The 15,416-nt window shown below is 40.0% G+C and carries 14 protein-coding genes; 12 read left to right on the top strand and 2 right to left on the bottom strand.

Annotated features, from left to right (window positions below):
- Nucleotides 1–63: 63 nt before the first annotated feature.
- Nucleotides 64–465 carry a MerR family transcriptional regulator gene (locus ACI48O_RS10470; RefSeq protein WP_435561741.1) on the top strand — a complete coding sequence of 134 codons (402 nt, stop codon included), beginning with the start codon at nt 64–66 and terminating at the stop codon, nt 463–465.
- Nucleotides 466–504: 39 nt separating this feature from the next.
- Nucleotides 505–1,839, top strand: coding sequence for a type I glutamate--ammonia ligase (gene glnA, locus ACI48O_RS10465; RefSeq protein ID WP_435561740.1), 1,335 nt, complete (start codon nt 505–507; stop codon nt 1,837–1,839).
- 424 nt (nt 1,840–2,263) lie between these two features.
- On the opposite strand, the gene lexA is transcribed toward glnA, so the two are convergent.
- Nucleotides 2,264–2,887 (bottom strand): transcriptional repressor LexA, encoded by a 624-nt coding sequence (lexA, locus tag ACI48O_RS10460; RefSeq protein ID WP_435561739.1) that lies wholly within the window; start codon nt 2,885–2,887, stop codon nt 2,264–2,266.
- Nucleotides 2,888–3,038: 151 nt separating this feature from the next.
- On the opposite strand from lexA, the gene yneA reads away from it, so the two are divergent.
- From yneA to ACI48O_RS10445, 3 genes are read left to right on the top strand one after another with little or no spacing between them, the layout of a single operon-like run.
- The gene (yneA, locus tag ACI48O_RS10455) at nt 3,039–3,353 is read left to right on the top strand and encodes a cell division suppressor protein YneA (RefSeq protein WP_435561738.1); all 315 of its coding nucleotides are present in this window, start codon (nt 3,039–3,041) and stop codon (nt 3,351–3,353) included.
- 21 nt (nt 3,354–3,374) lie between these two features.
- A complete protein-coding gene (locus tag ACI48O_RS10450; protein WP_435561737.1) occupies nt 3,375–4,064 on the top strand; it encodes a YneB family resolvase-like protein in 690 nt (229 codons plus the stop codon).
- 43 nt (nt 4,065–4,107) lie between these two features.
- Entirely contained in the window at nt 4,108–4,341 is a 234-nt protein-coding gene (locus tag ACI48O_RS10445) for a DUF896 domain-containing protein (RefSeq protein WP_435561736.1), read from the top strand.
- Between the two features lie 104 nt (nt 4,342–4,445).
- Here ACI48O_RS10445 and ACI48O_RS10440 read toward each other — a convergent pair whose 3' ends face one another.
- Nucleotides 4,446–5,651 (bottom strand): MFS transporter, encoded by a 1,206-nt coding sequence (locus ACI48O_RS10440; protein WP_435561735.1) that lies wholly within the window; start codon nt 5,649–5,651, stop codon nt 4,446–4,448.
- 341 nt (nt 5,652–5,992) lie between these two features.
- On the opposite strand from ACI48O_RS10440, the gene tkt reads away from it, so the two are divergent.
- From tkt to ACI48O_RS10405, 7 genes are all read left to right on the top strand, one after another.
- On the top strand, nt 5,993–8,002 hold the full coding sequence (gene tkt / locus ACI48O_RS10435; protein WP_435561734.1) for a transketolase: 2,010 nt from the start codon (nt 5,993–5,995) through the stop codon (nt 8,000–8,002).
- A 234-nt stretch (nt 8,003–8,236) separates the two neighbouring features.
- Nucleotides 8,237–9,586 carry a cytochrome ubiquinol oxidase subunit I gene (locus ACI48O_RS10430; RefSeq protein ID WP_435561776.1) on the top strand — a complete coding sequence of 450 codons (1,350 nt, stop codon included), beginning with the start codon at nt 8,237–8,239 and terminating at the stop codon, nt 9,584–9,586.
- Nucleotides 9,576–10,601: a cytochrome d ubiquinol oxidase subunit II gene (gene cydB, locus ACI48O_RS10425; RefSeq protein ID WP_435561733.1), complete on the top strand. Its 1,026-nt coding sequence runs from the start codon at nt 9,576–9,578 to the stop codon at nt 10,599–10,601. The genes ACI48O_RS10430 and cydB overlap by 11 nt, the downstream gene beginning before the upstream one ends.
- Before the next feature lie 191 nt (nt 10,602–10,792).
- Nucleotides 10,793–11,233 (top strand): sporulation inhibitor of replication protein SirA, encoded by a 441-nt coding sequence (sirA, locus tag ACI48O_RS10420; protein WP_435561732.1) that lies wholly within the window; start codon nt 10,793–10,795, stop codon nt 11,231–11,233.
- Nucleotides 11,234–11,320: 87 nt separating this feature from the next.
- Entirely contained in the window at nt 11,321–11,536 is a 216-nt protein-coding gene (locus tag ACI48O_RS10415; protein ID WP_435561731.1) for a YneF family protein, read from the top strand.
- A gap of 314 nt (nt 11,537–11,850) precedes the next feature.
- Nucleotides 11,851–13,599, top strand: a complete 1,749-nt coding sequence (locus ACI48O_RS10410) for an ABC transporter transmembrane domain-containing protein (RefSeq protein ID WP_435561730.1) — start codon at nt 11,851–11,853, stop codon at nt 13,597–13,599.
- Between the two features lie 2 nt (nt 13,600–13,601).
- Nucleotides 13,602–15,392: an ABC transporter ATP-binding protein gene (locus tag ACI48O_RS10405; RefSeq protein WP_435561729.1), complete on the top strand. Its 1,791-nt coding sequence runs from the start codon at nt 13,602–13,604 to the stop codon at nt 15,390–15,392.
- Nucleotides 15,393–15,416: the final 24 nt, after the last annotated feature.

The raw sequence follows: 15,416 nt of genomic DNA, 5'->3' as shown, positions 1-15,416 counted from the left end.
AGAATTTCTAACGCAGAATATAATGTACACAAGAAGTAGGAAAACTAAGGAGGAGAAATCGATTTGAGCGGAAGCGAAATACGTCGAACAATGCCGCTGTTTCCCATCGGAACGGTTATGCAACTCACAGATTTATCCGCCCGACAAATACGGTACTATGAAGAGCATGAACTGATTTCTCCGGCCAGAACTGATGGGAAAAGAAGAATGTTTTCACTTAATGATATTGATAAGCTCCTAGAAATTAAGGATTTAATTGATCAAGGAGTTAATCTTGCCGGTATTAAGCAGTTATTTGCAAAAAATGCCGAACTGCCTCAAGAAATGAAACAAGAGAGTGAAAAAGCAAGACGAGAGTTGACTGATAATGAGATTAGAAAACTCCTTCGTAACGAATTGCTGCAAGCGGGTCGCTTTAATCGCGGTCCAATGAGGCAAGGTCATATGTCGCGCTTTTTTCAATAATATTTTATAGTTTTTTTAAAAAAGGGAGGAAATACCGAAATGGCAAAGTACACTAAAGATGACATTTTCCGCATGGCACAAGAAGAAAACGTTAAGTTTATCCGCCTGCAATTTACGGATATCCTTGGAACAATTAAGAACGTTGAGATCCCAGTTAGCCAGCTTGAAAAAGCTTTAGACAACAAAATGATGTTCGACGGATCTTCAATTGAAGGATTTGTACGTATCGAAGAATCAGACATGTACTTAACTCCAGACTTAAATACATGGGTAGTTTTCCCTTGGACTGCTGAAAAAGGTAAAGTTGCTCGTCTAATCTGTGATATCTACAATGCAGATGGAACTCCATTTGAAGGAGACCCACGCAACAACTTGAAGCGTGTTCTTAACGAAATGAAAGAGTTAGGATTCACTAACTTTAACTTAGGACCTGAGCCAGAATTCTTCCTATTCAAATTAGATGAAAAAGGCGAACCAACCCTTGAACTAAATGATAACGGTGGATACTTTGACTTAGCACCAACTGACCTTGGTGAAAACTGCCGTCGTGATATCGTTCTTGAGCTTGAAGAGATGGGCTTTGAAATCGAAGCTTCTCACCATGAAGTAGCTCCTGGACAACACGAAATCGACTTTAAATATGCTGATGCTTTAACAGCTTGTGACCAAATTCAAACGTTCAAGCTAGTCGTTAAAACAATCGCTCGTAAGCATGGTCTCCATGCTACATTCATGCCAAAACCATTATTCGGTGTAAACGGTTCTGGTATGCACTGCAACCTTTCATTATTCAAAGATGGCGAAAACGCATTCTATGATACAAGCAAGCCATTAGAATTAAGCGAAACAGCTAACCAATTCATCGCTGGTGTAATCAAGCACGCTCAAGGATTTACAGCTGTAACAAACCCAACTGTAAACTCTTATAAGCGTCTTGTACCTGGTTACGAAGCTCCTTGTTACGTTGCTTGGTCAGCTCGCAACCGTTCACCGCTTATCCGTATCCCAGCTTCTCGCGGATTAAGTACTCGTATCGAAGTACGTAGCGTTGACCCTGCTGCTAACCCATACTTAGCAATGGCAGTTCTATTAAAAGCTGGTTTAGACGGAATTAAGAACAATTTAACTCCTCCAGCTCCAGTAGACCGTAACATCTATGTAATGACGAAAGAAGAGCGCGTTGAAGCAGGTATCGACGATCTTCCAGCAACTTTATTCGATGCTCTTGAAAACCTAGTAGCTGACGAAGTAATCGTTGCAGGTTTAGGAAACCACATCCTTGAGCACTTCGTTGAAGCAAAAGAAATCGAGTGGGATATGTTCCGTACTCAAGTTCATCCATGGGAAAGAGAACAATACATGAAAATGTATTAATAAGGATAGAAAAGCCCTTGACGCTTTATGCGTTGAGGGTTTTTTGTTTTGATGGAGTTTTAATGTGCCTATACACCTTGCGGAAATTTAGACGAGGAAACTAAAGTGAGAGTTAGTGCCCTAAAAGTGTCGCGGAAATCAAAAAGAGGGAACTAAAGTATAAGTTAGTGCCCTGAAATCACCGGGGAAACAAAAAAGAGGGAACTAAACTGTAAGTTAGTACCCTAAAAGCTAAGTAGAAATCCAAAATAGGGAACTAAAGTGTAAATTAGTGCCCTGAAACCCCAGTAGAAATCAAAAAAAGGGAACTAAAGCGTCGATTCACCAGTACACCGAACCCCCGAACAAACCCAAAAAACAAAAAAGCCCCGAGGATCAACACCCTCAAGGCCCACACTTTAATAGTATCCTAGAATCACAAATCTTAATGGATATGCCGATAAACTCCAATTACCTTCCCGAGAATCGAAACATTCTGCAAGATAATAGGTGATAGTGAGGAATTCTCCGGCTGCAAACGTATGTAATCTTTTTCCTTAAAAAATCTTTTCACGGTAGCCTCGTCATCTTCAGTCATCGCGACAACAATTTCGCCGTTCTGAGCCGTTTTTTGCTGTTTGACGATGACGTAATCCCCATCCAGAATCCCAGCTTCAATCATACTGTCTCCCATAACCTCTAGCATAAATACATTTTCGTCCCCGGCTGCTAATGAATCTGGAAGTGGAAAATATTCTTCAACATTCTCTATTGCTGTAATTGGAGTACCTGCAGTAACTTTACCAATTACAGGGACATTAATGACATTGGTTCTTGGAATATGGCTTTGTTCATCTATTTCTAAAATCTCAATAGCCCGAGGTTTGGTTGGATCGCGGCGAATCAGACCTTTGCTTTCAAGTCGAGCTAAATGTCCATGTACTGTTGAGCTCGAAGCTAAACCGACAGCTTCTCCAATTTCCCGTACGGAAGGGGGATAACCTTTTTTTCTAACTTCTTCTTTTATGAAATCTAAAATATTTTGCTGCCGCTTAGATAATTTTGTCATTCTTCCCACCTCATATGGTTTTCTACTTGATCTCATTATAGCATTTATCAACTTTTGATACAAACATAAGTTCGAATTTTTCGTTGACACAAACGAATGTTCGGTCTATAATAAAAACAGAACATTCATTCGTATAGTAGGGGTGCTAATCATGAAAAAACTTTGGGAACGTTATTCTTATGTAATTATTTTAGTTGCAATTAGTTATATTTCGATTTTTGCTCTTATACATAAATTAGATAAAACAGATGAGTTTATAAATGTGACAGTTAAAGAAGGAGAGTCATTGTGGGAAATCGCAGAAGAATATTCTGATCGTCATTCAATGTCGTCTTCTGAATTTATTCAATGGGTTGAAAAGAATAATGAAATTGCTGGAGATGAGATTTATCCTGGTGATAACCTTGTTATTCCGGTAGAAGAGACAAATACAAATGTAGATATTACCGTTCTGGCAGGGGAGTAAATCAATAAAGAGGTTACGATCATGAAAACAAAGAATGCAATTATATATTGTCGGGTAAGTACGACAAAAGATACTCAAGAAACTTCTTTAGCAAGACAGGAAGAGGAACTTATTCAGTTGGCTCGCCAACATGGATTTCACATCCACACTGTTATCAGGGAACAGGCCAGCGGCTATGAGCTCGATCGGGATGGGATGTTACAGCTTTTGACGTTGATTAAAGAAAAAGATATTAATGCGGTTCTCATTCAAGATGAAACACGACTTGGCCGTGGGAATACGAAAATTGTCCTGCTCCACTGTATCTTAAAAGAAAATGTAAAGCTATATGCTATTGATCATAATGGTGAATTGCGGATTTCGGAAGCAGATTCGATGGTTTTAAAAATCGTCGGTATGGTTGAGGAATACCAACGTAAATTGCACAATATTAAAATTAGAAGAGGTATGCAACGAGCAGTAAAAAGCGGCTATGAGCCTCAAAACAATTTAAAAAATCAAGGTACGAACACAGGTAGAAAACAAATAGAGGTCCCGATCGAGGAGATCGTCAGGTTAAGAAAAAATGAATTAACCTTTGCAGAAATTGCTGCCACGTTAAGAGGATTTGGCTATGACGTATCGAAAGCAACAGTCCACCGCAGGTACCAGAATTATATCGAATCCCTTGAAAATCAAAACATCCAACTTGTAAAAAACGCCGACATTTAGTATTATGGCATTTAGTTGACAGTTTTCAAAAAGGAGTTTAACGATGCAACTAAATGAATTAATTGCAAGAATTAATGAACTGGCGAAAAAAGCAAAGACAACGGGATTAACGCAAGAAGAGGCGAAAGAACGCTCCAAGCTTCGTGCGAAATACTTAGAGACGTTTCGCTCGCAAATGCTTAATACGCTCGAAAATGTAAAGGTAATTGATCCAGAAGGCAATGACGTTACACCTGAAAAATTAAAAAGATTCCAGGCGAAAAAGCGTCTACACTAATAATTAAAAAGGAGAAATACATCGCGAAAATGTATTCCTCCTTTTTTGTTTTTATAAAAATTGTTCTAGCACCTCACCAAGCCTTTAAAGTACTCCAACGCCTCTTAAGTCAACTCAGTATTCTTCGTTTCCTTACCAAGCAATAACACCGCTAAAGCACCAATAATAATCGCAACTGTAAAGATCGTGAACATGACTGGAATCGCCGTTTTTTGAGCGACAAGATAACCAACCAATAATGGCCCGAGAATTCCCCCGATTCGACCGAACGAAGCGGCCATCCCTGCCCCGGTACCGCGAATAACTGCCGGATATTGCTCTGGAGTATAAGCATAAAGCGCACCCCATGCCCCTAAATTAAAGAAAGATAAAAAGATCCCGGAAGTAATGAGAAGTCCAAGTGATTCAGCTACACCGAAGAAATATGCACTCACTGCTGTGCCCAGTAAATAAGTAACGAGAACGAACTTTCTTCCCATTTTTTCAATAAACCATGCGGCAGTGAAATAACCAGGCAACTGGGCAAGTGTCATAATGAGTACATATTGAAAGCTTTTAATTAAGCTGAAGCCCTTCATCACCATTACACTTGGGAGCCACAAAAACATACCGTAATAGGAAAATACGACGCAAAACCATAAAATCCATAACATCGTTGTTTGAACCGTATGTGGTTTTGCCCATACAGATGTAATGTTTTGAAGAATAGAATTCTTTCGATTACCTTTCTGTGCTGTGAACTGTGGTGAATCGGGTAAGCCGATTCGTAGATAAATCGCATAAAATGCTGGCAGGGCACTAATCAGTAAAGCTGTTTCCCAACCGAATCTCGGGATAATAAAGTAGGAGATGAGTGCAGCAATTAACCAACCGCCAGCCCAAAAGCTTTCAAGCAACACGACAACCCGACCTCTTTTTTCAGCCGAAACCATTTCAGAAACTAAGGTAGAAGCAACCGGTAATTCTCCCCCTAATCCCATACCAATTAAAAAACGTAAAAGCATAAATATGGTTAAAGTAGTAGCAAAAGCCGACAAGCCACTGCCGATTGAGAAAAGCAATAAGGTGATGATGAAGACGTTTTTTCGGCCCATTCGATCGGCCATTAATCCAAACACTAAAGCTCCAACTGCCATCCCGATTGAATTAATACTGCCGATCCAGCCCATTTGCTGAGCGGACAGGCCCCAGTCTTTTTGTAGGGCAGCAATAACGAAAGACAACATACCGACGTCCATCGCATCAAATAACCAGCCAAGACCAGCAATTCCAAGAAGTTTACGCTGAGATATTGATTTGTTTCCGTTCATTTTTTACCTCTCCAATCATGATTAACGAATAATCTCCTATTATTTTGTCCAATTTAGTAAGTTCTTCTCCTATCAATTCGTTTCATTAGTATGTATATTACTTTCATCTTAACAGATGTCTTTACAGGAGAAAATCGACATGAATATATCATAATAAACAATTTCGACAGATGAAAGAGAAAACATGAAATTAAATATTATATAGTTTAAGCTTTTTGTCATAATAAGAGAGATTAGCTCATTTTTTTGAAAAAAAGCAATACAATTTGTTGTGTAAAAAAGACAAGCACTATAATATTAAAAGAGTAATGTATTGATTAAAAATGGAAAGGATGACACACATGTTTGAACAGATCGATTCTTTGTCGATTAATTCTATCCGTACATTGTCGATTGATGCGATAGAAAAAGCAAACTCCGGCCACCCGGGCATGCCAATGGGAGCAGCTCCAATGGCGTATACCCTTTGGACACGGTTTATGAACCATAATCCTAAAAATCCTAATTGGATTAACCGAGATCGCTTTGTGCTTTCTGCAGGTCATGGATCCGCGTTATTATATAGCTTGCTTCACTTATCCGGATATGGCTTATCAATTGAAGATTTAAAGAATTTCCGTCAATGGGGCAGCAAGACTCCAGGGCATCCTGAATTTGGTCATACACCAGGCGTTGATGCAACATCCGGTCCGTTAGGTCAAGGGATTGCGATGGCGGTTGGGATTGCAATGGCAGAAAGACATTTAGCTGCACAATACAACAAAGACAACTTTAATGTGATCGACCATTATACATACTCAATTTGTGGAGATGGAGACTTAATGGAGGGCGTTTCGGCAGAAGCTGCTTCCTTAGCGGCTCACCTTCAACTTGGTCGCATGATCGTTCTTTATGATTCAAATGACATCTCTTTAGATGGAGAACTAAATAAGTCCTTCTCTGAAAGTGTTGAAGGACGCTTTAAAGCGTACGGCTGGCAATATCTTCGTGTTGAAGATGGCAACGATTTAGCTGCGATTGCTCAAGCGATCGAAACAGCAAAACAAGATCTTACTCATCCAACTTTAATCGAAGTAAAAACAGTTATTGGCTATGGTTCTCCGAATAAATCAGGAAAATCTGATGTTCATGGATCACCGCTTGGTGCCAATGAGTTAAAGCTTACGAAGGAAGCGTACCAATGGGACTTCGAAGAAGACTTCCATGTTCCTGCAGATGTTTACAGCCATTTCAACCAATTAGTTGTTGAAAATGGAGTGAACAAAGAAAAAGAGTGGAATGACTTATTTGCTCAATATAAAGCAGCTTATCCTGAATTAGCCGTTCAATTTGAACAAGGTGCTAAAGGCGAATTGCCTGAAGGATGGGATAAGGATATCCCGGTTTACCAAGAAGGGAAAAGCTTAGCAAGCCGTGCATCTTCTGGTGAAGTGTTAAATGCGATTGCTAAAAACGTTCCTTACTTCTTTGGTGGATCCGCTGACCTTGCTGGATCAAACAAAACGACCATTAAAGGTGCGGGAGATTATTCTCGTAATTCGTATGAAGGCCGCAACATTTGGTTTGGTGTCCGTGAATTTGCGATGGGCGCAGCTTTAAACGGTATGGCTCTTCATAGTGGATTGAAAGTATTTGGAGGAACATTCTTTGTATTCTCCGATTACGTGAAGCCGGCGATTCGTTTATCAGCATTAATGGGTCTTCCAGTAACGTATGTATTTACTCATGATAGTATTGCGGTTGGGGAAGATGGACCAACACATGAGCCAATCGAGCAATTAGCTGGACTTCGTGCAATGCCTGGACTTTCAGTTGTTCGTCCAGCAGATGGAAATGAAACAGCGGCTGCATGGAAGTTAGCATTAGAATCTAGATCAGTTCCAACTGCACTTGTTTTAACTCGTCAAGATCTTCCGACTATTAAAGGAACAGCTGAAAATGCATATGAGGGCGTTTCCAAAGGAGCTTATGTTGTTTCTCCATCTGGAAAAGAAACAGCAGACGCATTAATTTTAGCAGCTGGTTCTGAAGTTGGATTAGCGATTGAAGCACAAAAAGCGCTTGCAAGCGAAGGAATCGATGTTGCAGTAGTCAGCATGCCTTCTTGGGATCGCTTTGAAGCGCAATCTAAAGAATACAAAGAATCCGTTCTTCCTAAAAACGTTAAAAAGCGCTTAGGAATTGAGATGGGATCATCACTAGGCTGGCATAAATATACTGGGGATGAAGGTGAAGTATTGGCGATTGATCAATTCGGTGCATCTGCTCCAGGTGAAAAAATTATGCAAGAATACGGTTTCACAACTGAGAATGTTGTAGCGATTGTGAAGGCATTGGTTGCTAACAATTAAATATCGTAATTAAGTTTGGAACGAATCTTATGATTCGTTCCTTTTTTTCGTTATTAAAAGGTGAATCATCATTAGTTTCTCCTATGAATCAATTACATTTATCACATTTGTGATTAATGACACAATTTATTCAATAGTGTGTCACATTTCGGTAACAATTCCGAGGTTCTAAAAAATATTTTAGTAATATAATGTAAATGAGATTTGTAAGTTATGGAAATAGGAGGGATTATGATGGATGGGGTTTTATTGTTAAGCAGGCTCCAATTTGCAATTACAGTTTTTTACCATTTTCTATTCGTACCATTAACGATCGGGCTGGTTATCTTGGTAGCCATTATGGAAACCAATTACGCTCGTACAGGAGACTTGCAGTATCGTAGAATGGCCGATTTCTGGGGCAAGCTTTTTTCAATAAATTTTGTCCTAGGTGTGATCACAGGAATCACCATGGAATTCCAGTTTGGTACAAACTGGTCGGAATACTCAAGATATGTAGGAGATATTTTTGGATCACCACTCGCCATTGAGGCATTGCTCGCCTTTTTCCTAGAATCGACCTTTATGGGGATTTGGTTATTTGGCAGAAACAAATTTTCAGCAAAAATGCGGGCATTTTCGATCTGGATGGTTGCCCTTGGCACCAACATTTCGGCTCTTTGGATTATCACCGCAAATGGTTTTATGCAAAACCCGGTTGGATATACATTGAAAAATGGTCGAGTTGAGCTTGAAAGCTTTAGCGCACTTGTAACAAATCCTTATGCATGGCATATGTTTTTCCACACTGTCATTGCCTGTTACATAGTTGGTTCATTTTTTGTTATGGCAGTAAGTGCCTACCATTTACTAAGAAAAAAAGATGTGGACTTCTTCAAAAAATCATTCAAATACGGACTTATTATGGCACTATTTGCCAGTACAGCAACTCCATTTTTAGGACATCAATCAGGTGTTTATGCAACAAGTGTTCAACCAGCTAAAGGAGCGGCAATGGAAAGTGTTTGGGAAACTCAAACCGAGTTACCTTTCAGCATTATCCAAATTCCTGATCCGGAAAATAGTCGGAATGCTTTTGAAGCATTAACGATTCCAAAGCTTGGCAGCTTCTTCTATACAAATAAATTTGATGGGGAAGTAACTGGATTAAAAGATTTTCCTAAGGATGAACGCCCAAATGTAAGCTTAGTATTTTATAGTTTCCGAGCAATGATCGCACTCGGCTTATATTTCTTAGCTATCACCTGGTATGGTGCATATCTTTACCGGAAAAACCGCTTAGTAGAATCTAAGAAATATTTAAAATTTGTCCTTTACTCTGTGTTATTACCATATTTAGCCATTAACCTAGGATGGATGGTTGCAGAAGTGGGCCGTCAGCCTTGGGTGGTATATGGTTTAATGAAGACCGCCAATGCTGTATCACCAATTTCACTTGGACAAATTTGGTTTTCTTTAGTCAGTTTGATCGCATTTTACACGGTCTTACTCATTGCGGATGTATACTTAATTATCAAATATGCGAAAAAAGGACCAGAAGGATTAAGCACAGCAAAGGGAGGTGTCGAAACTTATGTCTCATGATTTCTTAGCCGTGACATGGTTTGGTCTCTGGGGATTAATTTGGACCGTTTACATTTTCTTAGATGGTTATACACTTGGAACAGGCATGTTGTTACCGTTCGTTACAAAAAACCGTGCCGAGCGTAATCAATTGCAGGAAGCAATTGGACCGTTTTGGGGTGGAAATGAAGTATGGCTGATTACCGCAGGTGGTGCAACGTTTGCAGCATTTCCTGGGGCATACGCAGACATGTTCTCGTTCCTTTATGAAGCTCTATTCTTAATCTTATTTTCACTGTTTATTCGTGCGACAGGCCTTGAGTTTATGCACAAGGTTGATTCTCCGCGATGGCAAACATCTTGGAAATGGGCGTTTGCGGTTGCAAGCTTTTTGATTGCCCTATTATTCGGCGTTGCTTTCGCGAATTTGTACCGCGGCTTATTAATTGGTGAGAATGGCTATGAGGGGAATCTATTAAGTCTGTTAAATCCGTATGGCCTGCTTGGAGGAATTCTATTTGTAACATTGTTCTTATTATCAGGCTCGCTTTGGATTCAATTAAAAACTGTGGGAGAAGTTGTGAATCGCTGCAAAAAAATGGCGAGAACCTATTCAATGATTGCAGCAGCAGTCTTAGCGATCTTTTTTGTGGCAACAATGAATATGACGCCGATTGCCAACAACTTTAATGAGGTCCCACTATTATGGTTGGTGCCTAGTTTATCGCTCATTTCGATTATGCTAACGGTTGTCTTTGTTTTTAAAGATAAGATTGGCGCAGCATTTACGACTGTTTGCTTAGCCATTGTCTTACAAATGGCGACAGGATTTATTGGCATGTTCCCAAATATGCTTACATCGATCATTGATGATAAGTACAGCGTCACCTTATATGATGCAGCGGGTAGTGCCCTTAACTTAAAGGTCATGTTCACGGTGGCTGTTATTTTTGTACCTATTGTCATCGGGTATCAAATTTGGAGCTATTTCCTCTTTAAAGAAAAAGTTACAAAAGAAAGTGCAAAAGGGTATTAAGGGAGATTGACCATAGGGGTTTTTATAAAGGGGTATTAAGAAGGGGAGCGGTTCCGCTCTCCTTTTGTTATGGCGTGAAATAGGAAAGAATTCGACAAAACTAGTGCTTGTTTTTGACGCTTTAAGACAAACCTCCCATTGACTTTTTTCTATAATGAGAAAAAGAGCATGTCCGCAAAGGAGGTTTTATATTGAGAACCTATCAACTTTATTTAATAGAAGATGAGTTTGCCTCCCATTATTTTGGAAAAGAACGTTTGTTTTTTCACTTGTTTCTTGAAAAAGATCATGCACAAGGGGAATTAAAGAAAATTATTGAAAGACAAATACAATATATTACAAAACCGATTCCGAGTCTTCGTGTTCAGAAAACACTCGTTCAAAAGCTGAGTAAAATTAAGGAATTTCACTATGAAAACGGGGTATATTATATAGAAAGAAAAGGAATTTTTAGCGCAGCCAAGCTTAAAATCAGTGATCGGGTTATCTTCTTGGAGTCAAAAGGAAGCTTTGATTCGGAAACGATTTTCTTCGAAGCACTCCGCCAATGTGAGTCCTCCTTTCTAGCCATGGATTTCCAACATCAGCGCTACGGATGGTTGAATCCAATTAAAGAAAGAAAATTTGTCTAAAAAGAACAAAATTCGGTGCAAATATTGTATAATTACCTTTGGTCTAGTACACTGTATGATAGACAACATGAAGGAGGAAGTTTTTATATGTGGGTTTATATTCTAGTTGGCGTACTGGCATTAGCTGCTGGTGTAGCTCTAGGATTTTTCATTGCACGTAAGTATATGATGGACTATTTAAAGAAAAATCCGCCAATCAACGAACAAATGTTAAAAATGATGATGATGCAAATGGGCATGAAACCATCACAAAAGAAAATTAATCAAATGTTGAACGCCATGAATAAACAAGGTGGCAAGTAAATCTTTTGAAGGCAATTATAAGATGAATTTTACCCCCTGCGAAATTTTGTAGTGTGTATTTTTCATCAAGATTTTGTCTTATAATTGCTTACCTTTCAATTTCTTAAAACCAAAACCACTTTTCTGTTGGAAACTAACCAAAGAAAGGTGGTTTTTTTGTTGGAATGAAAAGATGCTATAAAGGAATATTTATATCATTGCATAGCAAACGGGTTTAATTAATCGGTTAGGCGGAAACCCTTTTTATTTTCCTATTTTAAGAAAATTTGTTAGACTGTTTGAGCATGAATATATATAAAGGGGCGGAGGGAAGTATGAAAGTATTTCTTGATTTACTATGGTTCTTTAAACAAGAAAAAAAGGCCTATCTTTCCGGAATCTTTATTCTTGGCGTCGTAGCCTTACTGCAATTAGTACCTCCTAAAGTGATTGGCATCTTAGTTGATCATATTCACGATCAAACGATCACCTCTTCGATATTAGTTAAGTGGGTTGTTATTCTGCTTTTCTCAGGGATAGCCATGTATGTCCTTCGCTATTTTTGGCGAATAAAAATATTTGGTTCAGCGGTAAAGCTCTCCATGCTTCTAAGAAATCAGCTCTATCATCATTTCACAAGAATGTCTCCATCCTTTTATCAGAAACGACGCGTCGGGGATTTAATGGCCCATGCCACAAACGACTTGCAAGCCATCCAGCAAACCGCAGGAATGGGAATACTGACCTTGGTAGACTCGATTGCAACCGGTGGATTTGTCATCATTACCATGGCTGCCACGATTAGTTGGAAATTGACGCTGATCAGCCTCATCCCAATGCCAATAATGGCCGTTTTAACAAGCTGGTACGGAACCCATCTTCATAAGCGTTTCCATAAAGCTCAGGAAGCCTTTTCCTCACTCAATGACAAAACACAAGAAAGTATCACAGGGATAAAAGTAATCAAAACCTTCGGACAGGAACAAGAAGATATTCAAGACTTCAAACGCCAATCGGAAGATGTAGTGGCTAAAAATATTTCAGTCGCCAAGGTAGATTCCTTATACGACCCAACCATTTCGATTATCGTCGGAATTTCCTTTTTTCTCGCCGTCAGTGTTGGTTCAAGCTATGTGCTTAAAGGGGAATTATCGATAGGACAATTAATTTCCTTTACGACTTATTTAGGATTGCTGATCTGGCCGATGCTCGCATTTGGTTGGCTCTTTAATATCGTTGAAAGAGGTCGTGCTTCGTATGACCGCGTAGCAGCACTACTCAATGAAAAAGTAGAAATTGCAGACCGACCGGATGCTGTTGACCTCATCCCAAGTGGAGATATTGAGTATCAGATTACTAGCTTTACCTACCCCAATGAGCAGAGCCCTGTTCTAACCAATATTGCCTTCCGCCTAAAACAAGGAGAAACGTTGGGGATTGCCGGTAAAACCGGTTCTGGGAAAACCACCCTCCTTAAATTGCTTATTCGTGAATTTGAGGGGGACGAAGTGAACATTCGCTTTGGCGGAAAGCCGTTGACTCATTATAAAATCGAAAAGTTAAGGGCGGCGATTGGGTATGTACCACAGGACCATTTCTTATTTTCAGCAACGATTGCTGAAAATATTGCCTTCGCACGTTATGATGCCTCCAAAGCTGAAATAGACAATGCAGCAAAGGTTGCCAATATTCACGAAGACATTTTGCATTTCTCGGAAGGATATGAAACTGTCGTCGGCGAAAGAGGCGTCTCGTTATCAGGGGGGCAAAAACAAAGAATCTCGATTGCACGAGCACTGCTCATGAATCCGGAAGTGTTAATTCTTGATGATTCGCTTTCCGCTGTTGATGCAAAAACAGAAGAGGCGATCCTTTCGTCGCTCAAACAAAACCGAGCTGGAAAAACAACGATGATCACCTCGCACCGCTTAAGCGCGATCCAGCATGCAGATCTCATTATCGTTCTGGACGAAGGGCGAATGATAGAAAGCGGAAGTCATGAGGAATTAATGGAGCAAAAAGGCTGGTATAAAGAAATGTTTTTGCGCCAGCAGCTTGAAGATCTCGTCGAGCAAGGAGGGTGATTATGGATAAAACCACCGTCTTAACCAATAAACAGCAGCGTCACGTTCTCTATCGGCTGTTAACCTATACGAAACCACATCTCCGTTTGATTGTTTTGGCGTTTAGCTTACTATTGCTGACCACGACTGGCGATGTTGTCGGTCCAATCATCGTGAAGGTGTTTATCGATGATTATTTAACGCCAAGAAATTTAAGCTTCCAGCCCTTGTTCACTTTAGGGGCAGCCTATCTTTCGATTCAAATTGCCAATGTCATTGTCTCTTATTTTCAATTAGTAAAATTCCAGGAGATTGCCGTAAAAATCATTCATCAGCTTCGGGTCGATGTATTTACAAAGGTCCAATCATTAGGGCTGCGCTATTTCGATAAGACACCGGCGGGCAGTATTGTGTCGCGGGTCACCAATGACACCGAAGCGATAAAGGATATGTTCGTAACCGTTTTGGTGACGTTTATCCAAAGCGGATTCTTGATGATCGGCATCTTTGTCGCCATGTTTATTTTGAATGTTAAGCTGGCTGTTTTTTGTTTATTGATTCTTCCGTTTATCTATTTGATTATCCATCTTTATCGGAAATACAGCTCTATTTTTTACCAGGATATGAGGGAACGATTGAGTCAATTGAATGCAAAGCTGAGTGAATCACTGCAAGGTATGTCGATCATTCAAATGTTTCGCCAAGAGCAGCGGCTCCGTGATGAATTCGATAGTATCAATAAAAAGCATTATTTATCGGGAATGAAAAATATTAAAGTGGATGGCTTGCTGCTACGGCCGGCTGTCGATATGGTATACACCCTTGCCCTTATGCTGATCCTCAGCTTTTTCGGGATTAACTCGTTCGAAAGTCCGATTGAAGTAGGTGTTCTGTACGCATTTATCAACTATTTGGATCGTTTCTTTGAACCGGTCAATAATATGATGATGCGCCTTTCGATGTACCAGCAGGCGATTGTCGCTGGAGCGAGGGTATTTCATTTACTCGATGAAACCGATATGGCTCCTGAACAGAAAGATGTGGGCAAAAAGATTGAAGAGGGCGAAATTGATTTTCGTCATGTCAGTTTTTCCTATGATGGCAAACAGGATGTGCTGAAAGATATTTCGTTCACGGCAAAACCAGGGGAAACGGTGGCGCTCGTTGGTCACACGGGGAGCGGGAAGAGCTCGATCATTAATCTGCTTATGCGTTTTTACGAGTTCGATCGAGGTGAAATCCAAATCGATGGAGTTTCGCTAAAGGATTATCCACGTAAAGAACTGCGTGACAAAATGGGGCTCGTTCTACAGGATCCGTTTTTGTTCTTTGGAACGGTTAAGGATAATATCCGCCTCCATAATCAAGAAATGACCGACGAACAAGTCATTGAAGCGGCCCAATTTGTTCAAGCCGATGCGTTTATCGAAAAATTGGAACATGGTTATGAAGATAAGGTGGTTGAAAGGGGAGCAACCTTTTCGAGCGGCCAAAGACAGCTAATTGCCTTTGCCCGGACGATTGCAACCAATCCGAAGATCCTTGTGCTGGATGAGGCAACAGCCAATATTGATACAGAAACAGAGGAAGCGATCCAAGCGGCCCTTGAAAAAATGAGAAAGGGCCGAACGACGATAGCGATTGCGCATCGTTTGTCAACGATTCAGGATGCTGATCTGATTCTCGTTCTTCACCACGGTGAAATAGTCGAGCGGGGTAATCACCAGCAATTGCTTGCGAAAAAAGGTCTTTATCATAAGATGTTTTTACTGCAAAATGGCAACGTCGATACAGTAGAAAATGCGATAAGCTAAAACAAAAAAAGCAGATTGGATGCT

The sequence above is a fragment of the Neobacillus terrisolis genome (assembly GCF_051233475.1).
Lineage (GTDB): Bacteria > Bacillota > Bacilli > Bacillales > Cytobacillaceae > Bacillus_BU.
The sequence above is the reverse complement of the archived record's forward strand: the minus strand, read 5'-3'. Positions and strand labels throughout refer to the sequence as shown.